The following is a 26,926-nucleotide window of genomic DNA, read 5'->3' as shown; positions in this document are numbered from 1 at the left end:
TACAGGACTTGTTCGGCAGGGACCCACGGACGCTAAATGGTTAATATTACAGGAGCTGCGGCGTCTGTGCCCGAGCTGGCGTCCAATGTGATGCGGCTGCTCCCGCGCGAGTTCCAGGAAGCCTTCATCCAGTCCCCCAACGTCTTCATGTTCTTCATGTCGATGGGGCTCGCCGCCGTCCTGATCGCCGCCTTCTGGATGCTGACCGGCATGGGCAAGGCCTCCCGCGCCGCCCGTATCGCCCTCCGCGCCCAGGCGCTGAAGCGCAACAAGGATCACCGGGCGCTGGTGCTGATCGCCGAGATCGAAGGCGGCGGCGCGCTGCTCCGTCAGGAGATGAAGGAAGCGGTCGAAGACAATTTCGGCATGTTCTCGTTCGAGAACGACGTGCAGGTCGATCTCTTTCCAGTGCAACTGAAGACGGTGTCGCCGCGCGCGCATCCCGAGACGCGCCGCCGCATCGCCGTCGAAGCCGCCGATGCGCTGGAGCGCTCCGCGGCCGACGTGATCGTGTGGGGCAAGAAGAGCATCACCGGCCGGCTCGACCTGCGCATCACCACGCTGCCGGGCTATGGCCGCACGCACGAAGTGCAGGATTTCCAGCTCGGCTGGCGCACGGGCCGGCCCGACGAAGCGGTGCAGCGCGCGCTCGCGTTCGCGCTGGCGCGCAAGGCGCGCCCGGTGCTGCATCGTCCGCAGGATTACAAGCCCGACCGGCTGCAGCCGATCGTCGAAGCGCTCGACAGGATGGTGTCGGCGCGTCCGGCCGAGATCAGCGACAACCTGCATCTCGACATTCTTTCGGACTTCGCCTCTGGCGCGCTCAGCCTCGGGGAGCGCGGCGGCCATATCAAATGGCTGTCGAAAGCGCTCGATGCGCGCCAGCAATATCTCGACAAGGTCGACCGCACGACCGATCCGGGCGCGTGGGGCGCGGCGCAGCAGGAGATCGGCCGCGCGCTGACGGCTTTGGGCGAACGCGAAGGCGCGCGCGACAAGCTGGAAGAGGGCGCAGCGCGCCTGCGTCTGGCGATGGACGCGTTGCGGTCGACGGATTCGCTGCAGCAGGCGGAAGTGGCGCTGCGTGCACTGCAGCGCGCCGAACAGACATTGCAGCAGCGCCGCCGCGTCGGCCTGCGCTGGCCGGGCTAAGCCGGCGCATCGAGCGCTTCACGCACGCGGCGCGCGAGTTCCGCCAAGCGATACGGCTTCGCGAGCAGGCGCGCTTCTGCGTCGACTTGGCCGCGGCTTGCGAGCGATTCCAGCGGATAGCCGGACGTGAACAGCACCTTGAGTTCGGGGATCATTTCGCGCGCCTGCGCGGCGAGTTCCCAGCCGCTGACGCCGCCCGGCATCACGATGTCGGTGAACAGCAGTTCTGGCTGCGCGCCGCCCGCGATCAGACGCAGCGCTTCCCGCCCATCGGCGGCGACGACGACGCGATAGCCGAAGCCCTGCAGCGACGAGATGGCGTGGCCGCGCACGAACGGATCGTCTTCGACTACGAGCACGACTTCATCGCCGCCCATCACCGGCGCTTCTTCCTTCCGGCGCTTCTTGGTCGGCGCTTTTTCGGCCGCCAGTGGCAAGAACAAGCGCACGCTCGTGCCCAGGCCAGGCTCGCTGTAGATGGTCACGTGGCCGTTCGATTGCTTGACGAAGCCGTAGACCATCGACAAGCCGAGGCCCGAGCCCTTGCCGACTTCCTTAGTGGTGAAGAACGGTTCGAACGCACGGTCGCGCACTTCTGCGGGCATGCCTGTGCCATCGTCGGTGACGACGACCATCGCGTAACGCCCGGGCTTCACGTCGAAACCGGCGCCGAGCGAAGTCGGATCCAGGTCGATCTCATTCGTGGTCAGCGTGAGCGCGCCGCCGTCAGGCATTGCGTCCTGCGCGTTGAGCGCCAGATTGAGAACGGCCGATTCGAGTTGCGTCGCGTCGGCGATCGCCAGCACCGGCTCGGGCGCGGTGATGACCCGCAATTCGATGTCTTCGCGCAGCGTGCCGCGTAGCAGCACGTCCATGTTCCGCACCAGGGCGTTACAGTCGATCACGTCGGGCTGCAGCCTTTGTCGGCGGCTGAACGCGAGCAGACGCTGCGTGAGCTCGGCGCCGTGCTCGGCGGCGGTGATGATGTTTTCGGAGAGCTGCCGCAGCTCTGCGCGCTCTTTGAGGCGCAGACTCAAGGCTTCGGCGTTGCCGAGGATGACGGTGAGCAGGTTGTTGAAGTCGTGCGCAATGCCGCCGGAGAGCTGGCCGACCGTCTCCATCTTCTGGGCTTGCACCAATTGCTCTTCGGTGCGCTTGCGGCTGGTGAGGTCGTGCAGGATGCCGACGAATACGGATTTGCCGTCCTGCTTGGCTTCGCCGATGCTGATGTCCATCGGAAACGTGGAGCCGTCCTTGCGCAAGCCCCGCACTTCGCGGCCCGCGCCGATGATCTTGGCTTCGCCGGTGGCGCGATAATTCCGCAGGTAATCGTCATGCTCGGACCGATAGGGCTCCGGCATCAGCGTGCGGATGTTGCGGCCGATGATCTCGTCGGCGGCGTAGCCGAACAGGCGTTCACAGGCGGGATTGAACATCTGCACGGCGCCGCGCTCGTCGATGAGGATGACGCCGTCGACGGCCGTTTCGACCACCGCACGCAAGCGTTCTGCGCCTTCGCGCAGCGCCGCTTCGGCCGCTTTGCGTTCGGTCAGGTCGCGAATGATGCCGACGAAGATCGGCAGGCCGTCCTCTTCGGCTTCGCCGACGGAAAGGTACATCGGAAACGTCGCGCCGGTGCGGCGGCGTCCGAGCACCTCGCGGCCAATCCCGATGATCTTCTTCTCGCCGGTGCGCAGATAGTTGGTGAGATAGCCGTCGTGCTCGGAACGATAGGGCTCCGGCATCAGCATTTTGACGTTGCGCCCGACGACCTCGAACGTGGCGTATTCGAACAGACGTTCGCAGGCCGGATTGAACATCAGGATGATGCCGGCGGCGTCGATCAGGATGACGCCGTCGACTGCCGTATCGACCACGGCCTTAAAGCGCGATTGTTCTTGCAGCGCGTGCACGGTGCTAGTTTCGCGCCGCGCCGCCGTCGCGGAGCACGCTTTCGAGGATGTCGGCGAGCGTGCGCGCACGAAACGGCTTGATTAGGGTTTGGTTGGCGCCGAGTTCGGCGGCGATCTCGGGCGTGTTGCGCCCGTCGATCGTGGCGGCGCCGGATATCGCGACAATCGGCAGCTCCGGCCACTGGTTGCGCAGTTCGGAGATGAATTGCGCGCCATGCGTGCCCGGCATGTTCATGTCGGTGACGATCGCATCGACCCGTTCGCGATGAACAATGTCTAAGCCCGCCGCCGCGCCGGGCGCGGTCAGCACTTCATACCCGGCGTCACTCAGTCCGAGCGCGAGGGCGTCTCGAACGAAAATGTCATCGTCGACCAGGCAAACACGAGCGTGCGCGGCCATCGCTCCCTCAGTTTGTTGTAGTGAAAGTAGCACGCAAGAATGCGCGCGTCTCGCAGTGCGAGTCGCGGCAGTCTTGCAGCCGCATTCGCGTCACGACGCAATGACGAGAACGCCGTACCGACTGGTTTTTGCAGTAACGGTTCCGTGTGTGCAGATTCGTATGCCTGCTTGTACTTACACCATGGCGTGAAGTTCTGAGCAGGGCCGAACGGCAATCGCAGGAAATCTTGCCGCACGGTACGATGCGCCCGCCGTGCGTTGAAACGAAACAGAAATTACAACAGCTACTGTAGCCTAACCTACGCCAAGTCCAATCGGGCAGCTGACGCCGGTGCCCCCTAGGCCGCAATAGCCGGCGGGATTCTTCGCCAGATATTGCTGGTGGTAGTCCTCGGCATAAAAGAAATCGGGCGCGTCGCGGACCTCGGTCGTGATCGGGCCATATCCAGCGGCCCGCAACTTCTCTTCGTACGCTGCCTTCGCCCTCTCCGCCGCTGCCTTCTGAGCGGGCGAGGTGACGTAGATCGCCGAGCGGTACTGTGTGCCGATGTCGTTGCCTTGGCGCATGCCTTGGGTCGGATCGTGGTTTTCGAAGAAGGTCTTGAGCAGCTCCTCGTAGCTGACGACCTTCGGATCGAAGATCACGCGCACGACTTCGGTGTGGCCGGTGCGGCCGGAGCAGACTTCCTCGTAGGTCGGGTTCGGGGTGGCGCCGCCCGCGTAACCTGCCGCGGTGCTCCAAACGCCCTCGGTCTGCCAAAACTTGCGTTCGGCCCCCCAAAAGCAGCCCAAACCGAAAACGGCTTCCTCGAGCCCGGCCGGAAAAGGCGGCTTCAGCGGATTGCCGTTGACGAAGTGTGTGGAGGCGGTCGGGATCGGGGCGGCGCGGCCGGGCAGGGTCTGCTGGGGCGTTGGCATGACGGTGGATCGGGCCATGAAAACCTCGCGTGAACTTGGCTGAATGTAGGTCGCCGCCGGCCCGTGCGCAGCCCCGGCAGGGGTGCGGCCGATCGCGAACGGAGACCCGCCCCCGGGAGCTCGGCTCGGCCCAGTACGGGCACGGCCCGTCAGCGGTTACGCTGTTGCGCCAGGCGGCGGCGGCGGTCATAAACCGCCGCTCCGGACAGGTGGCCGAGTGGTTGAAGGCGCACGCCTGGAACGCGTGTATAGGTGCAAGCCTATCGAGGGTTCGAATCCCTCTCTGTCCGCCACTTGTCCTATGACGCCCCAGCAACGCCGCGTTTGGCTAATGTAGCGCAACCTACTTCGCGCTTGCTGTAACAGGTTACGCAGGGCGTTGGACTTCAACGATCTGGCAAGTTTGTTCCCTTGGAAATCAAGGGAAAATCGCGCGGTTCACGACGCTTAATCATGAAACTTCACGGCCGGGTAGCACGTCCCGCCGCATGCTCGACGCAACGATAACAAGGATCGAGTCTGGTGGTTGGCGCGCAGACACAGCTGCAGCGCGGGTTCGCGCGCTTTGTGTCGGGCGGCGTTCCGGCGTCGAACGCCCTCGCGATGGCGGCCGCGGTCTGCTCGGCCGCCGGCGTGCTGCTGCTCTGGCAGGGGCTCGAGGCGAGCGTCGCTCAGATCGTCCTGGTCGGGGGGCTGTTCATGGGCCCCTCCGCCGTGCTGGTGCTGAGCCTTCTGCGCACCCGCCGCTCCATCCGCACATTGGCCGACCGCTTGGCCCAATGCGCGGACGATCCCAACGGCTCGCGGGGCGCAGACGAGTTCGAGCGTATCGAAGCCAACCTCGAGGCCGTGGTCGAAAAGCTCGAGCGGCCGAACGCGCGCGATTGCGTCACTCATTTGCCGATGCGCGACGAATTCTTGTCGGGCGTGAACGCCGACCTTCGTCGCTCCGGCGGCGAGTCGCTGATTGGCCTCGTTCGCTTGGCCAATTACGAGCGCGTGTTCGCGTTCGACGGCGCGGCCGCGCATCGGGTGCTCGCCGCCTTCGCCGGCAGGCTGCGGGACGCAGTGCACGCAGCCCGCCGGATCGGCCATGTCGACCGCGACTGCTTCGCGATCTGGTTTGATGGCGTCGACCGCAAGCGCGCCGAGGCCGAGCTGAAGGCGCTCACCTATGTGCTGACTCAGGAGCTCAGGGACGCCATGCTGACGATGGCGCCCGACGTCCAACTCGGCTCGGCGATTTATCCGCTCGACGCCGAAGACGCCGCGAGCCTGCTGAACCGGGCCTTCGTTTCCTTGGCCCGGCCGCAGCGCACGGCTGAGGGACGCATCGCCTTTTTTGCGCCGCCCTCGCCGCAGGAAGCGCGCCGCTGCTTCGCCATCGAGCAGGAGCTGCGGCAAGCGATCGAGCGCAATCAGCTCAGCCTGCACTATCAGCCATTTGTCGACGTCGCCGCCGGGAAAGTGATCGGCGCGGAGGCGTTGCTGCGCTGGACGCATCCCAAGCTCGGCGATGTGCCGCCGGCGCAGTTCGTCGCCATCATGGAAGAGGCCGGGCTGGTCGACGAGATCGGCCTTTGGATTCTGAACACGGCTTGCCGGCAGCTGAGCGCCTGGCGCAACACGCCGCTCGCCGATCTCCGCGTGGCTATCAACCTCTCCGCGGTTCAATTCCGGGATCCGGCCTTGAAGACGGCGCTGCAGCGCACGCTCGCGTCGCACAAGCTCTCGCCCGAGCAGCTGATCCTCGAACTCACCGAAACCGTGGCGATGGAAGACGCCGGGCGCACGCTGCAAACGTTCCAGGATCTCAAAGCGCTCGGCTTCGGCCTCGCCATCGACGATTTCGGCAGCGGCTATTCGAGCCTTGGCTACTTGAAGAAGCTGCCGTTCAGTAAGCTCAAGATCGACCGCGAGTTCGTGACGCAGATCGATCAGCGACCGGACAGCAGAGCGATCTGCCGCGCGCTGGTGGAGCTGTCGAACGGCCTTGGCATTTCCGTGCTCGCCGAGGGTGTCGAGCGCTACGAGGAAGTGGAAGAGCTGAGGCGGCTTGGCTGCTCCGCGTTCCAAGGATTCTATTTCGCGGCGCCGATGCCGGCCGCCGCTTTCGCAAAACACGTGACGGACGAGGCGTGGCTGAGCCTGATCGGCTCGCGCGTGCGCCGCGACCACGCGGAAATCAGGAGGCGCCTGCTATGATGACGCTGATCCGGACTCTCGCCGCTTGCGCCGGCCTCGCGGCCGTCACCGCATGCGCGAGTCTGCCGCAAATTCCGGACATCTCGATGCCGTCAATTCCTTCTGTCGGCGGCGAGCCCGCGGCGCCCGATCGCGGCTCGGCGCGGGAGCACGTGCGCGCAGCTGTCGACTATCTTGGCAATGGCCAAGAGGCGCAGGCGCGCGCCGAACTGCGCGCGGCGCTCGAGCTGCAGCCCAATAGCAGTGCGGCGCGCCGCCTCATGGAGCAGATCGAGTCGGACCCCCGCGAGCTGCTCGGCTCGCGAGCGCGCGCCTACACGGTCCAGCAGGGCGAGACGATGTCGCAGCTCGCCGAGCGTTTCCTCGGCGATCCGCTCATGTTCTACGCCCTCGCGCGCTACAATAATCTCGCCGCGCCGAACCAGTTGGAGGCGGGACAGAGCTTGTCGATTCCGCAACGCGGCGCCGTCACGACCGCGTCCAGCACGCCGTCGCTGTCGCTGCCCTCACAAGGCCCGGCCGCGTCGATGCCGGGGTCCACTCCGCCGCCGCCGCGCGCAGCGGGCGTCGATCCGGCGCGCGCCGGCCAATTGCGACTGCAGGGTTTGCAGCGGCTGAACACTGGTGATGTGAACGGCGCGGTTACCCTGTTGCGTCAGGCGCTCGTGCTCGATGAAGGCAATCCGTTGATCCAGCGCGACCTCGACCGCGCCGTGCGCATGCAGGCTTCATTGCGGAGCAACTAAGGGCGAACGCGGCCTTAACCGGCCGTGTGTATAAAGAGTGAGCGCCACTGTAACGGCAGGGCGAGTGAGGGTGTGTCGTGGTGAAGGTTGTCGGCCGCTATCAGATTCAGGCCCGCATAGGGCAGGGCGCGATGGCGAACGTCTATCGCGCTTACGACCCCAGCATCAATCGCGTGCTGGCGATCAAGGTGCTGAAGCGCGAATACTGCCGTAACCCGGAGTTCACCACGCGCTTCCTGCGTGAGGCGCGCGCCGCCGGCGCACTGTCGCACCCGAACATCGTCACCATCTATGATGTCGGCGAGATCGAAGGCTTCCCGTACATCGCCATGGAATTGCTGGACGGCGAGCCGCTCGACAAAGTCGCGCAGCGCCAAGGCCAATTCGCCCCGGCGGACGTGCTCGCGATCGGCTGCCAACTGGCGGATGCGCTGCGCTACGCACATGGGCAGGGCGTCGTTCACCGTGACATCAAGCCGTCGAACATCATGCTCGGCAAGGACGGCCGCTCGGTAAAGATTCTCGACTTCGGCATCGCCCGCTTGTCGGATTCCGAAAGCGCGGGCGAGCACATGTCGATGACGCAAGTCGGCCAGGTGCTCGGCACGCCGCGCTATATGAGCCCGGAGCAGGCGCTGGGACGACCACTCGACGGGCGTTCCGACCTCTTCTCGGTCGGCGCTCTGCTTTACGAACTCATCACGGGCAAGCCGGCGTTCACCGGCCAAAGTGCGGCGACCTTGGCGTTGCAGATCACGCAACTTGATCCACCGCCAATCGAGGCCGATTGCCCGCGCGGGCTCAAGTTCATCGTCAACAAGCTGCTGTCGAAGCGCCCGGAACAGCGCTTCGCCAGCGGGGCGGCCTTGCACGCGGCGCTGCAGCGCGAACGTGTTTCGCTCGAGGCGGCGCACGGCGCCGACAAGCGCCGGCTGTCTTTCCCGGTTCGCGCGGCGCTGGTCATCAGTGCGGTGACGGCGGTGGCGCTCACCGTCGGCATTGGCGCGGTGCTTGATGCGCAGTTTCGCGCGATGGAGCGTGTGGCGGTCACGTCCGGCTCCTCGATCGTCTCGTTCGTCGCCGCCAACGCGGCTCTGCCGGCCGCGGAGAACGCGATGCTGCCGGCGGAGCAGCAGGACTGGCTGCCGGTTCAGGCGTTCATCTCGACTGCTTCCGCCGATCCCAACGTCACACAGATGATCGTCGCTGACGACCACGGCGTGATCCGCGCCGCGAGCGATCCGGATCTGGTCGGCGCGCGCTATATGGAGCCGCAAGGGCGGCGGGTGGCGCGCAACGAAAGCGGCATCGCGGTCACCTCCGTGCGCGCCTCCGACGGTACGCGCAGCTTCCGCTTCGCGCGCCCAATCGAGTACGCAGGCCAACGTGTCGGCCTGGTCGACATCAGCGTACGCAAGTCCGAGCTCCAAGCGGCGGGGTTGCTGACGCGCCTTTCACTCATTGGTCTCGGTCTGATGATCCTTGCGCTGGTGGCCGCGCTCAGCGTGCTTGCGGCGCGCTACGTGATGCAGCCGGTGCGCGCGCTGCGCGGCGCGTTCAAGGACGCTGCCGAGGGAAATCTCGACTTTCGCATGTCGCACCGCCGGACCGACGAGTTCGGCGATCTGTTCGATGGCTTCAATGCCTTGATGGACGTCGTCGCCGCGCGTGCGGCGCCCGTCTCGGCGCAGCCGACGCTCAATCTCGACGCGACCATGATCGCGCCTTCGAACGACGTGGCGCCGGCGAAGGGGGCCGCGGCATGATAACCTTGCGCCTGTTCCACAACACCGATCCCTTCCGCGAAATCGACGCGCGGCCGCTGGCGGCGGAGGCGGTCGTGGTCGGCCGCGACCCGGGCGCCGATTGGTTCGTCTCCGATTCCCTGTCCGAGCTGTCGCGCCGGCATTGCGTGCTGGCGGCGCGGGACGGCCGCATCGTGCTGCGCGACCTGAGCTCGAATGGGGTCTATGTCGGCGTCGACCGGAAGCGGATCGACCGCGACGTGGAGGTGGAAATCGACCCGAGCGAGGCGATCCATCTCGGCCAGTTCACCATCGTGGTGGACGCCTCGGGCCGGCCTAGGCCGGCGAACGATGTCGACGAGGTTCGCTCGGTGTTCAATGCGCCGTTCAGCGCGCCGCTGCTGCTCGATCCCGAGTTGAAGTCGCGGGACTTCGCGGTGCCGAGCGAATGGGAAAGCGAGGCAACGCCGGTCGACGCATCTCCGGCGGCGCCGATGACGGACGCAACGCTGCTTGACGCTTTCTGCGCCGGCGCTCGGCTGGACGCGTCGTCGTTCGCGGGCCAGGACCCGGTCGAAGTGATGCGCCGCGCTGGGGCGATCTATCGTCAAGTCGTGCTGGGTGTCGGCGATCTGATGGCGGAGCGGACGTCCATCAAGGCGGAGTATCGCCTTGACCGCACGACCGTCAGCGCCGCCGGCAACAATCCGTTCAAGTGGGCGCCGACCCAGCGGGTCGCGGTCGACCTGCTCTGCGGCCGCAACGAGAGCTTCCTTTCGGGCCCGGCCGCGCTGAAGGCTTCGTTCGAGGACCTGAAGAAGCACCTGCTCTGCCTGATCGCCGGGTCGCGGTCAGCGGTCAACGCGACGTTCGAGCACTTGAGCCCGCAGCGGATCGAGGACGCGGCGAAAGCGCCGCTGGTGGTCGTCGGCAAAGGTGAAGCTTGCTGGCGCCAGTACCAGCGCCGCCACGAGGAGCTTTGCTTGGAGGCGCGGGCGACGCCAGAGAGCATCGTCAACAGAGCGTTCAAAACCGGGTACGAGCAACAGCTGCGCGAACTCGACGAAATGGGGACGCAGTCATGACGGCGCGTGCCCAAGCCGTTCTCGCGCCGACTCGGCGCGTCGCCACCCATCTCGGCGGGTACAAGTTTCTTTCCATGGGGCGCACCGACAAAGGCTGCGTGCGCACGCTCAACGAGGATGCGCTGCTCGAGCGCGCCGAAATCGGGCTCTGGGCCGTCGCCGACGGCATGGGCGGGCATGATTGCGGCGAGGTCGCCAGCGCCCGCGTCGTCGAAGCGCTGTCGGAAGTGGATTCCGTCGGCTCGGCGTACGCGTTCCGCCATGGCGTTTGCAGCGCGCTGCAGGAGGCGAACAGCGCGCTTTTGGAGCAGGCGGCGGAGCGAATGTCCGGGCCGATCGGCGCGACCGTCGTGGCCCTGCTGATGTATCAAGGGCACTATGCTTGCGTCTGGGCCGGGGACAGCCGCGCCTACCTCTGCCGCAACAAGGAAGTGCGCCGACTGACGCGCGACCACACCGTGGTGCAAGCGCTGGTCGATTCGGGCGCGTTGAAACAGGACAATGCGCGCGGCCATCGGCAAGCCAATGTGATCACGCGCGCCGTCGGCGCGCACGCTCAGCTCGAGCTCGACAGCATTCACGGGCGCATCCAACCGGGCGACCGCTTTCTGCTTTGCTCCGACGGGTTGACCGCGATCATGGGCGACGCCGAGATCGGCGAGCTGATGATGCGCTCGCCGCTGCAATCGGCAGTCGATGCGCTGATCTCGCGGGCGCTGTCGCGCGGCGCGCCCGATAACGTCACCGCCGTCGTCGTGACGGCCGAAGGCCCTACGGCCCAAGACCTAACGGGAGACTACTAGTGCGCTGGGTTGATGTCAGATCCTACGTCGGATTGGATCGCCGGCAGCGTCGCAATCTGCGGCTGCTCGACCGGCGCTCCGAAAGCGCCGGAGGCGCGCCGCCGTCGCTCGCAACCGCGCTGCGTCAGCTGCGTCTGCATGAGTTGAATCGGGAGACGCCGGACGGGCTGGCGCGCTTTTGCGCGCGCGCCGTTGCGACGGCCGAACTCGCGGAAGCGTATGGAGAGAAAGGGGTGACGCGCCTGCTCAGGCTTTTGGTCGAGCAATTGGAGGCGATGCCGCCGCAAGACCTCGACGCAATTGCGAACACGATCGAGCAGACGATGCCGACTATTGAGATGGCGACGCGCGGCGAGCGCTAAAGCAGTGAAAGCGCCCGCTTGCAAGCGGCGACGCATTGCGCGCAGGCCAGCTTCGACACGATGCAGGCCGGTACGTCGTCGTGACGTCCGCACAGGACGGCGTACTCCTCACACAGCGCCGCGCACACCCGCAGCACCGCCTTGAGATGACGCACGCCAGCGCGCGGCCGAGCGGCGATCCGCGCTGCGGATCGGCACAGATCGGCGCAATCGCCGCTCAGCTCGAGGCACCTGCGCAAGCTGTCGAGCCGTCCGCTCCGAAGGCAAGCGGCTTCGCACGCTTCGCTTGCGGCGGCGGCGTTGCGGCACACTTCCGCGCAGGCAGCGAGCGCTGCGTCCGCATTCCGCGTGGTCTGAGCAGTGCGCATTCTGGAAGATGTCCGCCGTCCGCTGACGGTGTGGTAGCGGAAGGCGCACCGAATGCGCGTGAATGTTTGGTCAGGATGTAAGCGGCGGCGCTCGAAATTCCGCCAATTCGGCAATCAGACCGGGCTGCAGCAGAGTGAGGACGCCGTGGCGCGCCTCGATCTGCCCGTCGCGCCGCATGTGCTGCAGCATGCGGTTCACGTGGACAATGCTGAGCCCGAGAGCGTCGGCGATCATCTCTTGAGTCAACGGCCACGGCATTGCGTAGCCTTCGATCGCCCCCGAGAGCAGGAGGCGCCAACGCAGCTCCATGAGGAGATGGCAGATGCGTTCCTGCGCCGTCTGCCGCCCGTTGCGGACAACATGATCGATCAGGCAGCGCTCGTCGAGCGCAATGGCGCTGCGCACAGCATCCCGCAGCGCAGGGTGCGTGCCGGCATGCAGCGCCGCGACGACGGCGCTTGCGTCGGCGGTGCGGACGGCGGTGAGTGTCGTGGTCGCGGTCAGCGTGAGCGGACTTGGACGCTCGCACACGCCGATGCCGTCGCCGGGAAGGATGAAAGAGATGATCTGCCGGCGCCCATCGCGCAGCATCCGGAACCGAGCCGCCCAGCCGGACAACAGCACCCGCGGCTGAGGCGGGGCGGCTTCCGCATGCAGCTCCGCGCCCGCCGGCCAAGTCTCGGCCAGCGGCAGCGCGTGAAGGAGCTCGATGTCGGCAGCCGACAACGAGGCAAAAGCGCTGTAGCGTCGGACGACAGCCTCATACTGCGCTCGCGCGCCCGCGTTTGCGGATGAACTGCCCATTGCGCTCCGGATCGAGCCTGACGGTCACGCACGCGCTGTGGCTCCAAGCAGCGCTCGCGTCAGATAGGGTTACCACCACACGCGCGTCAACGCGAGACAAGTTCCAGGATTTACCGCACGCCTTATTGCGCCTGTCGCGCCCGCCGGCTGACTTCCGAGAATGTTTTCGCGGCGCAGGAACACCGGCGCGGCGCTGGGGTTTGTCGGCAGGACGCGGCCAGCGGTCCGCGTTTCATCGATAACGACGCGCCATGGCCGAGCAAATCTGCAGCGCCGGCATCGCGGCAGACGCTGTCCGCTCGGCCGGATTGGCGCTGATGACGGCTCGCACGCAAACATCCACGGCGAGGACTCGCAAGCAAGCGCGAGCGCAGTCGTGACTGACACACCGCACCAAAGCTGAAGACGGGAGAACCCGACAACAAGACAGGAGCAAACAATGCCTCAATATCAAGACCGCAACGAGCGTGGACGTTTCGACGATCGCCGCGGCGCCTGGGGCCGCGGCCAGCAACGCAGCCGCTTCATGCGTGACGAAGACGACCGCGGCTATTACGGCCGGGACCAGGGCGGCTACATGAGCGAAGACGATCGCCGCTATTCAGGCGGCGGGCGGCGCCACGACTACGAAGAGCGTAGTCATTTCATGACCGCCGAGGATGACGAGCGCGGTTATTACGGCCGCGGCTATGGCGGCGCATCCGGGCGCGCGTCGGACGACCGTGGCCGGTTTTTCGGCGACGACGATCGCCTCTACGGCGCGCGCACGCGCGGCGGCCACCATGAGGAAGGTCATGACGGCGGGCGCTGGCAGTCTCGCACTGGGCGCGCTGGCATGAGCGGACGCGAGCAGGGCTGGGGCGGCGATCGTGCTTCTCGCGAGGAATACAGGGACCGCGGCTATGGCCGCGGCTGGTTCAGCGGGCGCGAAGGCGAGCCGGAGCATCGGCGCGGCGGCTGGCAGACGCGCTCGAGCGGTTGGGAGAGCGACGACGATCGCGCGCGCGACCGCACTATGCGCGGCCGCTATCGCGATGACGACGAAGGCTATCGCCGCGGCTGGCATGGCGAGCGGCAAGGCCGGTTCGAAACCTTGCGCCGCGGCTGGGACGATCGCCGCTGACGCTCGTGCGCCGGGAAGGGGCCTCCCCGCACGCTTCCCGGCGCATGCACGCAGCTGTGGCGCTAACCGGCAAGCGAATCGCCGGCAGGGCGATCTTCGGGCCGCGGCCAGAAGAGTTAGGCCAGATCCAGCCCAAGCTCGCGCACCGTCGCCAGCAAAGCTTCGGCTTCGGCGTTCGAGAGATTTGTCATCGGCGGGCGCAGCCGTCTCCATTCGGGGCGCTGGCGCACCGCCGCCATGATTTCCTTCAGCGCCGGGATCGGCGGGTGCTTCTGCAGCGCCAGCCGATTGCGCGTCGCCGCCTGTTGCGGCGCGTCCGCCTTATCGCTGCGCCAATTGGCGTAGATCTCGGCCAAGCTGCGCGAGGTCACGTTCGCGGTCGCAGAGATGCAGCCTGGCCCGCCGGCGCGCAGCGTTTGCAGCAAGAATTGCTCGGTGCCGGCGAACACTTTGAAGCCGGGGAGCTCGGCGAGCGTCGCCTCCATCGCGCTCCAATCGCCGGACGAGTTCTTCACGCCGATCACCGTGTCAGGGAACGTCTCGCGCAGCCGCCGGAGCAGATCCACGCCGATCTTGAACCCGGTCATCGGCGGGATGTCGTAGATGATCACGTTGAGCCGCGGGTCGTTCACCGCTTCGATCACACGCGCATAGGCGCCGAAGACGCCTTCGTCGCTGACGTTCTTGTAGTAGAACGGCGGCAGCATCATCACGTTGTGGAAACCAGCGTTCAGCGCGGCTCGCGTGAGCTCGATCGTGTCCTGCGCCGCGCAGCAGCCGACGCCGATCAGAATGCGATCGCTGTCGTGTCCGCCCTGACTCAGGTGCTCGATCAGCTCGAGCCGCTCGCGCACCGAGAACGAGTTGGCCTCTCCCGTCGTGCCTAAGGCTGCAACGCCAGCGCAGCCGGTGGCGAACAGCCAGCGCACGTGTGCGTCGTAAGCGGCGTGATCGATGCTGAGATCTTCATTGAGCGGTGTCAGCGCCGCCGCCCAGGCGCCCGATGCAATCTCAGTCACGCGGTAACTCCTTGTTCGGGGCGATAATCCTCGCTTCGCCGTAGCGCGCTTATGCCGATGTGATAGGCAGACATAGCTTTGAGCTATTCGGTTTGCGGCGAGGAGGGAAGCCATGGCGACAATGAACCGGCGGACGCTTGCGCTTGCGGCGCTGGCCGCGGGCTGCGCCCCGAGCGGCGCGCGCGCCGAGGACGTCATCATCCATGGCGGCCCGATCTATACCGGCGTCGAGGCCGCCCCGCGCGCCGAAGCCGTACGCATCAGCGGCGGGCGCTTCATGAGCGTCGGCTCGCTCGCGGACGCACGCAATGGCCGGCGCGCACGCGAGATCGATCTCGCCGGCGCGGCCGCCTTTCCCGGCTTCACGGATTCGCACGTGCATCTGACCGGTGTCGGCATGGCCGCGATGGTGCTGGATCTCGTCGGCGTCGTCTCCATCGCCGAGCTGCAGCAGCGGCTGCGCGATTATGCGCGTACGCATCCGGAGGGCGCCATTTACGGCCGCGGCTGGATCGAGACGCATTGGCCCGAGCGCCGCTTCCCGAACCGCACCGACCTCGACGCCGTCGTCGGCGACCGCCCTGTCTTCCTCGAGCGCATCGATGGTCACGCGGCGGTCGTGAATTCGGCCGGCTTGGCGCTCGCGGGTATCGACGCGAACACCGCCAATCCAGCTGGCGGCGCGATCGAACGCGACGGCGCCGGCGCGGCCACCGGCATGCTGATTGATAACGCGACAGCGCTGGTGCAGAGCCGGCTGCCGGCGCCGACGCCGGCGATGATCCGCCAAGCGATCGCCGAAGGCGCGCGCATCTACGCCTCACGCGGCTGGACCGGCATCGCCAACATGAGCACCAGCCTCGCGGAAGCGCAGATTTTCGAGGATTTGGCGCGCGCCGGCGAACTGCCGCTGCGCGCGGACATCTATCTGACGCCGGAGGATTCCGAGGTGGTGATGCAGCGCGGTCCCTACGGCGAAGGGCTCGTCCGCGTGCGCGGCGTGAAGCTCTATATGGACGGCGCGCTCGGCTCGCGCGGTGCGGCGCTGCTTGCGCCCTACAGCGACGCGCCGACCCAAGGGTTGCTCGTCACGCCTGTCGATGAGCTGCGTGCGCTGCTTACGCGCGCCCGCCAGGCGCGCGTCCAGGTCGCCACGCACGCCATCGGCGACCGCGGCAATCGCCTCGTGCTCGACGCCTATCGCGACACCTTCGCTGACGATCCCGCCGCGCTCCGCGCCGCGCGCTGGCGCATCGAACACGCGCAAGTCGTCGCCAGCGAGGACATCTCGCGCTTCGCCGCGCAGGGCGTCATAGCCTCGATGCAGCCTTCGCATGCGATCAGCGACCTTCACTTCGCGCCGGCGCGGCTCGGGCCCGACCGTCTCGCTGGGGCCTATGCCTGGCGCGCGCTGCTCGACAGCGGCGCGACGATCGCCGCCGGCAGCGACGCGCCGGTGGAGAAGGGCGACCCGCTGATCGAGTTTTACGCAGCGAGCCATCGTCATGATCTCTCCGGCTTCGCTGGCCCCGACTGGCGCGCGGACGAGGCGGTGAGCCGTGGCGAAGCGCTGAGGATGCTCACCTCTGCCGGCGCCTTCGCGTGTTTCGCCGAAGCTCAGCGTGGCGCGATCGCGCCCGGCATGCGGGCCGACCTCAGCGCTTTCTCGGGCGACCTGATGACGGCTGCGCCGGCCGATATCCCTCGGGCCCGAGCGGTGCTGGCGGTTTCCGACGGTCGGGTGACGCACGAGGCGCTTTGAGGCGTTCGGCATGGCGCGGAAGGCACACCCGGACCCAGCGCCAAGGCCGTCGATAGGAATAGCCTTGCAAAAAGGTCGTCCCTCGGGTTATCGGTGAAATAGACACCGGTAGCAAAGACAACGAAAGCGGTGTCATAGGGACGAAACAGAGGCTCGACGGGGTCGGGGAGGCCCGCCGTCCGTCCAGCTCGCCGGGGAGGGACGCGTGATGGCGGAGAAGTCAAATAGCAAAGTCCAGTGGAGCCTGTGTGGCGCGTCACTGGTCGCCTTGGCCATGGCCGTAGGCTTCGGCGCGGGGCCTGCATTCGCCCAGGACGCCGATCCGGCGGAGGAAGAAGAAATCGTCGTCACCGGCTTCCGCGCGAGCTTGGAAGCGGCCATCGACATCAAGCGTGACGAAGCCGCAGCGGTCGACGCGATTGTGGCCGAGGACATCGCCGACTTCCCCGACCTCAACCTCTCGGAATCGATCCAGCGCATCCCTGGCGTCGCCATCACCCGCGACGCCGGCGAGGGCCGCCAAATTTCCGTTCGCGGCCTTGGGCCGCAATTCACCCGCGTCCGTATCAACGGCATGGAAGCGCTCGCCACCGGCGGCGGCACCGATGCGGTGGGCGGCACGAACCGGGCGCGCTCGTTCGACTTCAACGTGTTCGCGTCCGAGCTGTTCAACTCGATCACGGTTCGCAAATCCGCTTCCGCCGAAGTCGAAGAAGGCGCGCTCGGCGCGACCGTCGATCTGCGCACGGCGCTGCCGTTCGACTATGACGGCTTCACTTTCGCCGCATCCGGCCAAGGCCATTTCAACGACCTTTCCGAAAGCACCGATCCACGCGTCGCCATCCTGCTCAGCAATCGCTGGGACAACGGACTGGGCGCGCTCCTGTCGGTGGCGTACAGCGACCGCGAATCGCTCGAGGAGGGCGCAAGCACGGTTCGCTGGCAGAGCGGCGGCTTCACCACGGAGAACACGCCTCTCAGCTTGGCCCAGCTCAACGCCGCCTTCCATCCGCGCATCCCGCGCTATGACGTTTACCAGCACGAACAGGAACGTCTCGGCGTCACCGGCGCGTTGCAATGGACGCCGTCGAACAGCACCACGTTCACGCTGAGCACGCTTTACGCCAATTTCGAAGGCACGCGTACCGAGTCCTTCCTGCAGGCGCCGGTGTTCAGCGCGAGCGGCGGCAGCGGCATCGGCGGCGTGATTGTCCAAGACGCGGAAATCGAAGGCAACACGCTCGTCTATGGCGTCTTCGACAACGTCGACATCCGCTCAGAGCTGCGTTTCGACGAACTGCAGACGGAATTCACGCAGATCACACTCGAGGGCGAGCACGAGATCGGCGACCGCGTGACGGTGAGCGGGATGGCCGGCTTCGCCGAGTCCGATCACACCAACCCGATTCAGACCACGCTGCTGTTCGACGCCAACGACATTGACGGCTATGTCTATGACTTCCGTGGAAACAATCGCCTGCCGTTGATCACTTACGGCGCGACCGATGTCACCGACCCGGCGACTTGGACGCTGTCGCAGATCCGCCTCCGCCCGCAAACGGCCTACAACTCCTACGAGACGCTGCAAGGTGATATCGAGTTCGAGCTCAACGACGTGTTCACGCTGAAGAGCGGCCTGGTTTGGCGCGGCTATGAATTCGAGAGCACCGAACAGCGTCGGTCGAACGGCACCACATCGAACCAAGAAGGCGTGATCCCCGGCTTTGCCGCAGCGACGCCGATCTCGAACTACAGCATGCTGATGCAGCTGAGCGGCAGCGGCCTCAGCATTCCCTCCGGCGTGCCGAACCAGTGGCTCGTTCCGGACATCAGCGCCGCCGCGGCGTTGTGGGATCTCTACGATACGTCCGTCTTCCCGATGGGGATCGAGCCTGCGCTCGGCAACAACTTCAATGTCGAGGAAGAGAATCGCGGCGGGTTCGTACAGCTCGACTGGAGCAGCACCGAGGGCCGCTTCCGCGGCAATATCGGCGTTCGCTATGTCGAAACGGAGCAGACATCCACCGGCTATACGTTCAGCGCCGGCCTTCCGGTGCAGACCACGACTAGCCGCGAGTACGATGACATTTATCCGTCGATGAACCTGGTGGTCGAGCCGATCGACGATCTGCTGTTCCGCTTCGGCGCGTCGCGGGTGATGTCGCGGCCAGGTCTGGGCTTCCTCAATCCGGGCGCCGCCGTCACCGTGAGCGGCAACAACCGCACTGTCACCGCCGGCAATCCCGAACTCGATCCTACGACGGCGAATGCCGTCGACCTCTCGGTCGAGTGGTACTTCGAGGAGGGCGCGCTGCTCTCGTTCGCGTACTTCTTCCGCGACATCGACAGCTTCGTGCAGACAGTGCGCGAGGATCGGCCTTTCACGGGCAACCCGCTCGGCCTGCCTGACAGTGTCGCGATCGCCGCCTGCGGCGCGACGCCGGGCTGCGACGCCTCCGTCGACTGGGCCTTCAACCTGCCGCGCAACACACCCGGCGGTCCGTTGCAGGGCTACGAGATCGGCTTGCAGCTGCCGTTCTATTTCCTGCCGGGCGTCTGGTCGAACTTCGGCCTCAACGCCAACTACACGCAGGTCGAGTCCGATGTGGACTACGTGAACAGTTCCGGCGCCGTCGTCCTCACCGGGCCGCTCGTCGGCCTGTCGGAGGAATCCTACAACGCGACCGTTTATTACGAAGACGAGCGCTTCAGTGCCCGTGTCTCGGCCGCGTATCGCAGCGATTATCCGACCACGCTCCCGGGCCGCAATGGCAACGCCACCGAAGCGACGGCGGAAACGCTGAACGTCGATGCGGCGGCGCGGTACAACCTCAACGACAATTTTGCCCTCACGTTCGAAGGCGTGAACCTGACAGACGAAGTCAACGATCAGTATCTGACGCCGGACGATCGCCTCTCCTTCTATCACCACTACGGGCGCTCGTACTTTCTCGGCTTCCGCTACACTTACTAAGTTCTCCCAAAACTCCTAAGCGCGGGGCGTCGGCTGCTTGTCGGCGCCCTTTCTTTTCATGCGAACGCGACGCGCGCCGCGTGTTCGAGCCCTGGCGGGGAGAGGGGGCCGTGGCGCAGCATCGCGTTGTGGAAGCGCACAATGTCGAAACTGCGCGTGCGTCGGCGTGTGCGTTCGCGCAGGTCGGCGATGTGCAGCGCCGCCAAGCCTTGCGCCGCGTAGGCCCCCGGTTGAGCGACGAAGCGCAGAACGTCCTCCTCGATGCTGACGAAAGCGATGCTGTCGCCTTGCAAGGCGCGCATCTCTTGCTCCGCGCGCTCGCGGCTCCAGCGCATCGCGTGGATGCCGGTGTCCGCGACGACGCGGGCCATCCGGAATAGCATCCATTGCAGATAGCCGATGCGGCTCAGCGCATCGTCGGCGAAGCAGCCGGCTTCATCCGCGATCTGTTCGGCGTAGGTGGACCAGCCTTCGGCGTAGCCGAGCGAATGGCGCAGCTGCATTTGCGATGGCGACACCGCGCGCTCGTGAGGCGCTTGCAGGATATGGCCCGGAATCAATTCGTGATGCACCACACTCGCCAGCGTCCAGCGCGGTCGGGCGCGGATGTTGCCGAGATCGACGAGATAGGCGCCGCCTTGCCGCCGGCCCATCGTCCCGTTCGCTTCCTGCGCCGGCGGCAGGAGGCGAACCTGCGCCTGCGTCTCGCCCGCCCCTTCGATCAGCCCGGCGGTCAGCGCGCGCACCCGCTCCAGGCGCTCGTTCATGAACGCGACTGCCTGCGCCTTGCCCTCGGCGCTGTCGGCGAAGAGATGCCGCTCATCGTGCGCCAAGATACGGAGCCGCGTGGCGACGTCGCCCGCCGTCAACCCGTGGGCGCGCAGCAGCACGGCAGCCTCAGCCTGCAGCGCGCGGCAGCGGGCGAGCGCGTTCTCATGCGCTTCGCGCGGATCGATCGGCGCGCCGAGCTGAAACTGCAGCACCAGCCGGTAGTATTCCTCGCCGCGCGGCAGCCGCCACAAGCCCGCTTCCGCCGGCGCGCGCGTTCGCAGCTCGCGCAGCTTGTCGATCTGCCGTGAGAGCGCATCCGCCAACGGTTCGAAGCCGCGTCCGCCGTCACTGGCGACACGCTGATGCGCGGCCTCGACCGCCGGGATCGTCGCGTCGATCAGGAAACCGGGCGCGATTACCCCGCGCGCGGCGTGGCCGTCGAGACGGTTGGTGTCATTGGTCACCTCGCGCGCGGAGATACTCGGGCGATCCTCATCGCGCATCTCCGCCGCGCGGCGATACATGCCGTTGCGGTGTGTCACCGGGTAGGGCGCGCCGCTTCTGCCCCACGGGAACTGCGAGATCGCGGCGTCGGCTTCCGCGCCAGGCAGCAGCGACTCGTAGACGACGCGCGCGTCTGGCGTCAGCCGCGCCGGATCGAATTGGCGCAGGAGAAACGGACGCGTGCGGCGCGAGCGCTGCCCCATGCGGTCGACGGCATCGCGGAATTGTGCGTCGACAGCCGGATCCGGCGCGCCGCTGGTCTCCGCATGCGCGCAGCCGGCGATGAGGCCCGCGCCGCCAAGCAAGAGCTTCCGCCGGTCAAACATGGTGAATCCGCATCCCCGCTCGCTTCGACGTGCGGCGCGAGAATACGCGAAGGGCGAGCCGCGCGCAGCGACCCGCCCTCTAGCAGAGAATTGCGGTGGAAGTTTAGGCTGCGACGCCCGAGGTCGGCGTCGCCGTCACGCCCGCCTCTTGCGGATCGCGCAGCACGTAGCCGCGGCCCCAGACGGTCTCGATGTAGTGTTCGCCGCCGGTTGCGGCCGCGAGCTTCTTGCGCAGCTTGCAGATGAACACGTCGATGATCTTCAGTTCCGGCTCGTCCATGCCTCCATAGAGATGGTTCAGGAACATCTCCTTGGTGAGCGTCGTCCCCTTGCGGAGCGAGAGCAGCTCCAGCATTTGGTATTCCTTGCCCGTCAGGTGGACGCGCTGGCCGGAAACTTCGACGGTCTTGGCGTCCAGGTTCACGACCACATCGCCCGTTCTGATGACGGAATGAGCGTGGCCCTTCGAGCGGCGAACGATCGCGTTGATCCGCGCGATCAGCTCGTCCTTGTTGAAGGGCTTCGTCATGTAGTCGTCGGCGCCGTAGCCGAGGCCGCGAACTTTCGTGTCGATATCGGCCGTGCCGGAAAGGATCAGGATCGGCGTGTTGACCCGCGCGACCCGGAGCTGCTTCAGCACGTCGTAGCCGTGCATGTCCGGCAGCGTCAGGTCGAGGACAATGATGTCGTAGTCATAGAGCTTGCCGAGGTCGATGCCTTCCTCGCCGAGATCAGTCGAGTAGATATTGAACCCTTCGGACTTGAGCATCAGCTCGATGCCCTGCGCCGTCGCGCTATCGTCTTCGATCAACAAGACTCGCATTGAATGCTCCCCGACCGACGCAAGAGCTCGGCAACGTTAATCCACAGAATCGTTCCGATTTCTGTAAGAAGTATTAACGCGGCAACGATTCAGTATCGTTATTCGCGTCTTTCGTTGCCCCGCCCTGGTCTCTCCATCAGCTTCGTTAAGACTCATGAATCAGAGTTCGATTCAGCGGGCAAGCGCTAGATGCTGAAGAAATCATAACCGCAAGCGGTTGCGTTTGAATCGGCTAATGAACGAGCCGCGTAAATCAACGCACCGCGTTAGGTTTTGATTCACCATACCGACTGATGAAGTTGTGGAGGAACACGCACGCGCGATGCCTTCACTTCTCTCAAGACTTGCTAATGAGATCGATGCGCTCGATCCGCGCCGCTTCGAAGGCCGCGTGACGGGTTTGTCAGGTGCGCTCGTCGAAGTGAGCGGACCGATCGAAGCGTTGGCGCTCGGCGCGCGCGCGACGGCGCACGGACATCGGCCGACGCGCGGGGAGATTGTCGGTTTCCGCGGCGACCGCGCGCTACTCGCGCCGTACGACTCCATCGAAGCGATCCGTCCCGGCGCGCGCGTCGAACTCGAAGGCCAGGCGCCGATGGCCCGCCCCTCCCGCGCCTGGCTCGGCCGCGTCATCGATTGCTTCGGCAACCCAGTGGATGGCGAAGGGCCTTTGGCGCAGGGCCTAGCCCCACGCCTAGTGCGCGCAGCTCCGCCTTCCGCACACGATCGGGCGAGGGTGGGCGGCCGGCTCGATGTCGGCGTCCGGGCCATCAACGCTTTCGCCGCGATCTGCCGCGGCCAGCGTATGGGGGTGTTCGCCGGCTCCGGCGTGGGGAAATCGGTGCTGATGTCGATGCTGGCGCGCGGAGCGCAGGCCGATGTGATCGTCATCGGCCTCGTCGGCGAACGCGGTCGCGAGGTGAAGGAGTTCATCGAGGATACGCTCGGCGAGGAGGGGCGCCGCCGCTCCGTCGTCGTCGTCGCCACGTCCGACGAAAGCGCCGCGCGTCGGCGTCTGGCGCCGCACATGGCCTCGGCCGTCGCCGAGCACTTCCGCGACGAAGGCCTCGACGTCCTGCTGCTGATCGACTCGGTCACGCGTTTTGCGATGGCGCAGCGCGAAATCGGCCTCTCCGTGGGCGAACCGCCGACGACGAAGGGCTACACGCCGTCCGTGTTCGCGGAGCTGCCGAAGCTGCTCGAACGCGCGGGGCCCGGGCGCGAAGGCTCGCCTGGCTCGATCACGGCGCTTTTCACTGTGCTGGTGGACGGCGACGACCACAACGAACCGATCGCCGACGCCGTGCGCGGCATCCTCGACGGCCACATCGTCATGGAGCGCGCCATCGCCGAACGCGGCCGCTATCCGGCGATCAATGTGCTGAAATCGATCTCGCGCCTCATGCCGATGTGTCATGCGGCCGAGGAGAACGTGCTGGTCGCCAAAGCGCGCCAGGCGCTCAGCCTCTATGCCGAGATGGAAGAACTGATCCGCATCGGCGCCTACAAGCCGGGCGCGGATCTTGAAGTGGACGAAGCCGTGCGCGTCCGCCCCGCACTCGAAGCATTTCTCACCCAGTCCCGCGATGACCGCACCAGCTTGAAGGACGGCTTCGCCATGCTCGCCGAGGCGCTGCAATGAAGGCCTTCCGCACGCTGCTGAAGCTCGCCCAGCGCGATCTCGAAACGCTGCGCCGCGCGCTGGCCGAGCAGATTGCGCGAGAAGCGGAAATCGCCGACCGCATCGCCGGCCACGAGCAGACGATCGTGTCCGAGCAACAGCTGGCGCAGCGCGACTACGAATCCGTCCGCGCTTATGGCGGCTACGCCGTCGCGGCGATCCAGGTGCGCAAGGCATTGGAGAGCGAGCGGGTGATGGTCAATCAGGAGATCGAGCGCCTGCGCGCGCTGATCGCCGAGGCTCACGTCGAAGCGCGCAAGTTCGAGCGCCTGATCGAGCTGGAAGAACAGCGCGAGAAGGCAAAGCGCGAAAAACGTGAGAACGACCGGCTGGACGAGTTCGCGACAATGCGCGCCGCAAAAGGCAGTAGGGCAGTAGGGCAGTAGGGCAGTAGGGCAGTATGCTGGCAGCGCCGCCCCTACTGCCCTACTGCCCTACTGCCTTACTCCCCTAATTCGCGTTCAACGTCTCCACAATCCGGATCACGTCCTCATACGCCTGCGACTGCGGATGGCGCGTCGGCAGCGGCATCTGCGCGCGGATCGAATCCGGCACGCGCGGGTCGCGGGTGATGGCGCCGGCGAACTTGGGTTTGAACCCGAGATATTCGTTACAGGCCAGCGAGAATTGCTCAAACACCTTGCGGCCTTTGACGCGGTTCTCGGACATGTTGACGATCACCCACGGCACGACTTGTGCGCCTTGCAGCCGCATCACCTTCACCAACGCATAGGCGTCGGTGAGGGCGGTCGGTTCTTCCGTGGTGACCAGTACGAGTTTGTCGGCCGCGCGCGCGAAGCGCAGCACGGTGGGGTCGATGCCCGCGGCGAGATCGAGGATGACGCGGTCATAATGCGGCGTCAGCTTCTTCAGATCGCTAGCGATGCGGTGGACTTCTTCGAGCTTCACGGCGCCGAGCGAGCCGTCGCCCGAATGGCCGGAGATCAGATCAAAGCCGCCGTTGCGCCCTGGCCCTCCCATCACAGGGGTCACCGCTTCGTTGAGCTCGACGAACCCGCGCACTACCGAATGCACGCTGGCCTGCGGCCTGACGCCCAGCTGCACGTCGACATTGGCGAGCCCCAGATCGCAATCGACCAGCAGCGCGCGCTGGCCGGCGCGGCCGAACGCGATCGAGAGCATGGTCGAGAGCCACGTCTTGCCGACCCCGCCCTTGCCGGAAGCGACGGCGAAGATCGGGGCTGCGCGCGTGCGCGGCAGCTGGCTATCGGAGATCGCAGCGTTGGCGCCTGACATGCCGTCGATATGCGCAGCCAACAATTGCGGACGGGTTAGCGGCGGTGCTCTGTTATGGTTAATCGGCGGTCAATGACCGACTTTACACCTGTCCCATCGCTTTCAGCCGGACCTTCGCGTGCACTTCGCCTTGGCCGAGCACGGCCGTCGAGGGCCGGAAGCGCTCGATCAGTGAGCGCACGAAGGGGCGGACGCCGGGGGAGGTGAGCAGCACCGGCGTTTCGCCGGCCTGAGCGGCGCGCTCGAATGCGCCGCGCACGTCGGCGACGAAATCGTGCAGTTTTGAGGGCGCGAGCGCCAGCTGGCGATGCTGACCCTCGCCGATGATCGCCTCGGCGAACGCCTGCTCCCACGTGGGCGAGAGCGTGATGATCGGCAGCGACCCGTCCGCATTGCGGTGCTGGTGGCAAATCTGGCGCGCCAGCCGCGCACGCACATGTTCGGTGATCAGCACTAGATCGTGCATCGCCGGCGCGGCTTCGGCGATCGCTTCGACGATCGAGCCTAGATCACGGATCGAGATTCGTTCTTTCAGAAGGTTCTGCAGAATGCGCTGCACGCCGCTCCAGGAGATGTGCGCCGGCGCGACATCGTCGAGCAGCGCTTGCGTGTCCTTCGGCAGGTCCTTGATCAGCTTCTTCACTTCGGCGAAGGTCAGGAGTTCGCTCATGTGCTCCTTGATCACTTCGGTGAGGTGCGTCGCCAGCACCGTGGCCGGATCGACGACGGTATAGCCGCGGAAGCTCGCTTCTTCGCGCGCGCGCTCGTCGATCCATTTGGCGTCGAGACCGAACGCGGGCTCCTTCACCGCTTCGCCCGGGATGGCGATGCCGGCGCCGGTCGGGTCCATCGCCAGCAGCGCGCCCATCTTCAGCTTGCCATCGCCGGCATCCATCTCGCGCACGCGGATGGCGTAGCGGTCGGCGCCCATCTGCACGTTGTCGAGAATGCGCACGCTCGGCATCACGAAGCCGTACTCCTGCGCCAGCGTCTTGCGCAGCGCCTTGATCTGGTCCGTTAGCCTGCGGCCCTGCACGTCATTGATCAGCGGCAGCAGCGCAAATCCGAGTTCGATGCGCACATCGTCCATCGCCAGCGAAGCCGCCGGCGTCTCCTCCACGGGCGCCGCCGGCGCCGGCTCGGCCGCGGCGACGGCCGCCGCCTTCTGGTTCGCCTGCCGCAAGCGCCACGCCAGCAATCCCGCCGCGCCAGCAAGCACGAGGAACGGGATCTTCGGCATGCCCGGCAGCACCGCGACGCCAAACGCGCAGGCGGCGACGACGCCGAGCGCGACAGGGTAGGAGGCGAGCTGCTTCGCCAGCGCCTTGTCCGCCGCGCCGTCGATGCCCGCTTTCGTGACCAGCAAGCCGGCCGCGACCGAGATGATCAGCGCCGGGATCTGCGTCACCAGGCCGTCGCCGACCGTCAGCAGCGTGTAAGTCTTGCCCGCGTCCTCGAAACTCATCCCGTGCGACGTGATGCCGATAATGATGCCGCCGATCACGTTGATGAACACGATCAGCAGGCCCGCGATGGCGTCGCCGCGGACGAATTTGCTGGCGCCGTCCATGGCTCCGAAGAACGAGCTTTCGTCCTCCAACGCCTTGCGCCGTTCGCGCGCCTGCTGCTCGTTGATGAGGCCGGCGGAGAGATCGGCGTCGATCGCCATCTGCTTGCCGGGCATCGCGTCCAGGGTGAAGCGCGCGGCCACTTCGGCGATGCGGGTCGAGCCCTTGGTAATGACGACGAAGTTCACGATCACAAGGATCGCGAACACGATGACGCCGATGACGAACTCGCCGCCCATGACGAACTGCGCGAACGCCGCGATCACTTCGCCGGCGGCGTGCTCGCCCGATTGGCCGTTGGCCAGGATGAGGCGCGTCGAGGCAATATTGAGCGCCAGCCGCAGTAGCGTCGTCAGCAGCAGCACGGACGGAAACGCCGTGAACTCGAGCGGCTTCTTGATCATCAGCGCCGTCATCAGCACGAGGATCGAAGAGACGATCGAGATCGCCAGCAGGAAATCGAGCAGCACCGCCGGCAGCGGCACCAGCATGATGGCGAGGATGCCCAGCACGCCCGCCGCGAGCGCGATCTCGCCGCGCATGACAAAGCCGCGCAGTACGTCGAAGGAAAGCGCGGAGCCTTGCGGCTGTGCGGCGTCGGTCATGCTCTAGAGCC

22 protein-coding genes and 1 tRNA gene are annotated in these 26,926 nt (G+C 66.2%); 13 read left to right on the top strand and 10 right to left on the bottom strand.

Features of this window, described 5'->3' with window-relative positions; genetic code table 11:
* The first annotated feature begins 87 nt into the window (after positions 1-87).
* Positions 88-1,152, top strand: a complete 1,065-nt coding sequence (locus VEA80_RS09925; RefSeq protein WP_325060573.1) for a hypothetical protein — start codon at positions 88-90, stop codon at positions 1,150-1,152.
* Here VEA80_RS09925 and VEA80_RS09920 read toward each other — a convergent pair.
* The 3 genes from VEA80_RS09920 to msrA all read right to left on the bottom strand — a co-directional run bounded on the left by VEA80_RS09920 (position 1,149) and on the right by msrA (position 4,401).
* Positions 1,149-3,065, bottom strand: coding sequence for a PAS domain S-box protein (locus VEA80_RS09920; protein ID WP_325060572.1), 1,917 nt, complete (start codon positions 3,063-3,065; stop codon positions 1,149-1,151). The genes VEA80_RS09925 and VEA80_RS09920 overlap by 4 nt on opposite strands.
* Positions 3,066-3,069: 4 nt before the next feature.
* Positions 3,070-3,465, bottom strand: a complete 396-nt coding sequence (locus tag VEA80_RS09915) for a response regulator (RefSeq protein WP_325060571.1) — start codon at positions 3,463-3,465, stop codon at positions 3,070-3,072.
* Between the two features lie 294 nt (positions 3,466-3,759).
* The gene (gene msrA, locus VEA80_RS09910) at positions 3,760-4,401 is read right to left on the bottom strand and encodes a peptide-methionine (S)-S-oxide reductase MsrA (RefSeq protein WP_325060570.1); all 642 of its coding nucleotides are present in this window, start codon (positions 4,399-4,401) and stop codon (positions 3,760-3,762) included.
* A gap of 185 nt (positions 4,402-4,586) precedes the next feature.
* Between msrA and VEA80_RS09905 the strand changes: the two genes are divergently transcribed.
* From VEA80_RS09905 to VEA80_RS09875, 7 genes are all read left to right on the top strand, one after another.
* Positions 4,587-4,676, top strand: a tRNA-Ser gene (locus VEA80_RS09905).
* Between the two features lie 229 nt (positions 4,677-4,905).
* Positions 4,906-6,588: a bifunctional diguanylate cyclase/phosphodiesterase gene (locus tag VEA80_RS09900; protein WP_325060569.1), complete on the top strand. Its 1,683-nt coding sequence runs from the start codon at positions 4,906-4,908 to the stop codon at positions 6,586-6,588.
* Entirely contained in the window at positions 6,585-7,334 is a 750-nt protein-coding gene (locus VEA80_RS09895) for a LysM domain-containing protein (RefSeq protein WP_325060568.1), read from the top strand. Before VEA80_RS09900 ends, VEA80_RS09895 begins: the two co-directional genes overlap by 4 nt.
* A 77-nt stretch (positions 7,335-7,411) precedes the next feature.
* A complete protein-coding gene (locus VEA80_RS09890; protein WP_325060567.1) occupies positions 7,412-9,100 on the top strand; it encodes a protein kinase domain-containing protein in 1,689 nt (562 codons plus the stop codon).
* On the top strand, positions 9,097-10,164 hold the full coding sequence (gene tagH, locus VEA80_RS09885; RefSeq protein ID WP_325060566.1) for a type VI secretion system-associated FHA domain protein TagH: 1,068 nt from the start codon (positions 9,097-9,099) through the stop codon (positions 10,162-10,164). Before VEA80_RS09890 ends, tagH begins: the two co-directional genes overlap by 4 nt.
* Entirely contained in the window at positions 10,161-10,967 is an 807-nt protein-coding gene (locus tag VEA80_RS09880; protein ID WP_325060565.1) for a PP2C family protein-serine/threonine phosphatase, read from the top strand. Before tagH ends, VEA80_RS09880 begins: the two co-directional genes overlap by 4 nt.
* Positions 10,967-11,329 (top strand): hypothetical protein, encoded by a 363-nt coding sequence (locus VEA80_RS09875; protein WP_325060564.1) that lies wholly within the window; start codon positions 10,967-10,969, stop codon positions 11,327-11,329. Before VEA80_RS09880 ends, VEA80_RS09875 begins: the two co-directional genes overlap by 1 nt.
* Here VEA80_RS09875 and VEA80_RS09870 read toward each other — a convergent pair.
* Positions 11,326-11,697, bottom strand: a complete 372-nt coding sequence (locus VEA80_RS09870) for a hypothetical protein (RefSeq protein ID WP_325060563.1) — start codon at positions 11,695-11,697, stop codon at positions 11,326-11,328. The two genes, VEA80_RS09875 and VEA80_RS09870, sit on opposite strands and share 4 nt — an antisense overlap.
* 70 nt (positions 11,698-11,767) lie before the next feature.
* The gene (locus VEA80_RS09865) at positions 11,768-12,424 is read right to left on the bottom strand and encodes a Crp/Fnr family transcriptional regulator (RefSeq protein WP_325060562.1); all 657 of its coding nucleotides are present in this window, start codon (positions 12,422-12,424) and stop codon (positions 11,768-11,770) included.
* A 517-nt stretch (positions 12,425-12,941) separates the two neighbouring features.
* Here VEA80_RS09865 and VEA80_RS09860 point away from each other — a divergent pair.
* Positions 12,942-13,625 (top strand): hypothetical protein, encoded by a 684-nt coding sequence (locus VEA80_RS09860; protein WP_325060561.1) that lies wholly within the window; start codon positions 12,942-12,944, stop codon positions 13,623-13,625.
* Between the two features lie 116 nt (positions 13,626-13,741).
* Here the strand turns inward: VEA80_RS09860 and VEA80_RS09855 are convergent, their stop codons facing one another.
* Entirely contained in the window at positions 13,742-14,644 is a 903-nt protein-coding gene (locus VEA80_RS09855; RefSeq protein WP_325060560.1) for a dihydrodipicolinate synthase family protein, read from the bottom strand.
* Positions 14,645-14,756: 112 nt separating this feature from the next.
* Between VEA80_RS09855 and VEA80_RS09850 the strand changes: the two genes are divergently transcribed.
* Both VEA80_RS09850 and VEA80_RS09845 read left to right on the top strand, forming a co-directional pair.
* Positions 14,757-16,406 carry an amidohydrolase gene (locus tag VEA80_RS09850; RefSeq protein WP_325060559.1) on the top strand — a complete coding sequence of 550 codons (1,650 nt, stop codon included), beginning with the start codon at positions 14,757-14,759 and terminating at the stop codon, positions 16,404-16,406.
* Between the two features lie 208 nt (positions 16,407-16,614).
* A complete protein-coding gene (locus tag VEA80_RS09845; protein WP_325060558.1) occupies positions 16,615-19,380 on the top strand; it encodes a TonB-dependent receptor in 2,766 nt (921 codons plus the stop codon).
* A 56-nt stretch (positions 19,381-19,436) separates the two neighbouring features.
* On the opposite strand, the gene VEA80_RS09840 is transcribed toward VEA80_RS09845, so the two are convergent.
* Both VEA80_RS09840 and ctrA read right to left on the bottom strand, forming a co-directional pair.
* Complete coding sequence (locus VEA80_RS09840) at positions 19,437-20,981, bottom strand: DUF885 domain-containing protein (protein WP_325060557.1); 1,545 nt, start codon at positions 20,979-20,981, stop codon at positions 19,437-19,439.
* A gap of 103 nt (positions 20,982-21,084) precedes the next feature.
* The gene (gene ctrA / locus VEA80_RS09835; RefSeq protein WP_325060556.1) at positions 21,085-21,804 is read right to left on the bottom strand and encodes a response regulator transcription factor CtrA; all 720 of its coding nucleotides are present in this window, start codon (positions 21,802-21,804) and stop codon (positions 21,085-21,087) included.
* A 322-nt stretch (positions 21,805-22,126) separates the two neighbouring features.
* On the opposite strand from ctrA, the gene fliI reads away from it, so the two are divergent.
* Positions 22,127-23,446 carry a flagellar protein export ATPase FliI gene (gene fliI / locus VEA80_RS09830; protein ID WP_325060555.1) on the top strand — a complete coding sequence of 440 codons (1,320 nt, stop codon included), beginning with the start codon at positions 22,127-22,129 and terminating at the stop codon, positions 23,444-23,446.
* Entirely contained in the window at positions 23,443-23,871 is a 429-nt protein-coding gene (locus VEA80_RS09825) for a hypothetical protein (RefSeq protein ID WP_325060554.1), read from the top strand. Before fliI ends, VEA80_RS09825 begins: the two co-directional genes overlap by 4 nt.
* A 64-nt stretch (positions 23,872-23,935) precedes the next feature.
* Here VEA80_RS09825 and VEA80_RS09820 read toward each other — a convergent pair whose 3' ends face one another.
* Positions 23,936-24,742, bottom strand: a complete 807-nt coding sequence (locus VEA80_RS09820; protein WP_325060553.1) for a P-loop NTPase — start codon at positions 24,740-24,742, stop codon at positions 23,936-23,938.
* An 82-nt stretch (positions 24,743-24,824) separates the two neighbouring features.
* Positions 24,825-26,915: a flagellar biosynthesis protein FlhA gene (flhA, locus tag VEA80_RS09815; RefSeq protein WP_325060552.1), complete on the bottom strand. Its 2,091-nt coding sequence runs from the start codon at positions 26,913-26,915 to the stop codon at positions 24,825-24,827.
* Between the last annotated feature and the right edge of the window lie 11 nt (positions 26,916-26,926).

This window comes from Vitreimonas sp. (assembly GCF_035627415.1).
Lineage (GTDB): Bacteria > Pseudomonadota > Alphaproteobacteria > Caulobacterales > Aquidulcibacteraceae > Vitreimonas.
The sequence above is the reverse complement of the archived record's forward strand: the minus strand, read 5'-3'. Positions and strand labels throughout refer to the sequence as shown.

Bases quoted from the DNA above. Each gene is read 5' to 3' on its own strand.
- VEA80_RS09895 (WP_325060568.1), top strand. From the start codon at position 6,585: ATGATGACGCTGATCCGGACTCTCGCCGCTTGCGCCGGCCTCGCGGCC.
- flhA (WP_325060552.1), bottom strand. From the start codon at position 26,915: ATGACCGACGCCGCACAGCCGCAAGGCTCCGCGCTTTCCTTCGACGTA.
- msrA (WP_325060570.1), bottom strand. From the start codon at position 4,401: ATGGCCCGATCCACCGTCATGCCAACGCCCCAGCAGACCCTGCCCGGC.
- VEA80_RS09860 (WP_325060561.1), top strand. From the start codon at position 12,942: ATGCCTCAATATCAAGACCGCAACGAGCGTGGACGTTTCGACGATCGC.
- VEA80_RS09850 (WP_325060559.1), top strand. From the start codon at position 14,757: ATGGCGACAATGAACCGGCGGACGCTTGCGCTTGCGGCGCTGGCCGCG.
- VEA80_RS09820 (WP_325060553.1), bottom strand. From the start codon at position 24,742: ATGTCAGGCGCCAACGCTGCGATCTCCGATAGCCAGCTGCCGCGCACG.
- VEA80_RS09825 (WP_325060554.1), top strand. From the start codon at position 23,443: ATGAAGGCCTTCCGCACGCTGCTGAAGCTCGCCCAGCGCGATCTCGAA.
- tagH (WP_325060566.1), top strand. From the start codon at position 9,097: ATGATAACCTTGCGCCTGTTCCACAACACCGATCCCTTCCGCGAAATC.
- VEA80_RS09880 (WP_325060565.1), top strand. From the start codon at position 10,161: ATGACGGCGCGTGCCCAAGCCGTTCTCGCGCCGACTCGGCGCGTCGCC.
- VEA80_RS09845 (WP_325060558.1), top strand. From the start codon at position 16,615: ATGGCGGAGAAGTCAAATAGCAAAGTCCAGTGGAGCCTGTGTGGCGCG.
- fliI (WP_325060555.1), top strand. From the start codon at position 22,127: ATGCCTTCACTTCTCTCAAGACTTGCTAATGAGATCGATGCGCTCGAT.
- VEA80_RS09915 (WP_325060571.1), bottom strand. From the start codon at position 3,465: ATGGCCGCGCACGCTCGTGTTTGCCTGGTCGACGATGACATTTTCGTT.
- VEA80_RS09840 (WP_325060557.1), bottom strand. From the start codon at position 20,981: ATGTTTGACCGGCGGAAGCTCTTGCTTGGCGGCGCGGGCCTCATCGCC.
- VEA80_RS09870 (WP_325060563.1), bottom strand. From the start codon at position 11,697: ATGCGCACTGCTCAGACCACGCGGAATGCGGACGCAGCGCTCGCTGCC.
- ctrA (WP_325060556.1), bottom strand. From the start codon at position 21,804: ATGCGAGTCTTGTTGATCGAAGACGATAGCGCGACGGCGCAGGGCATC.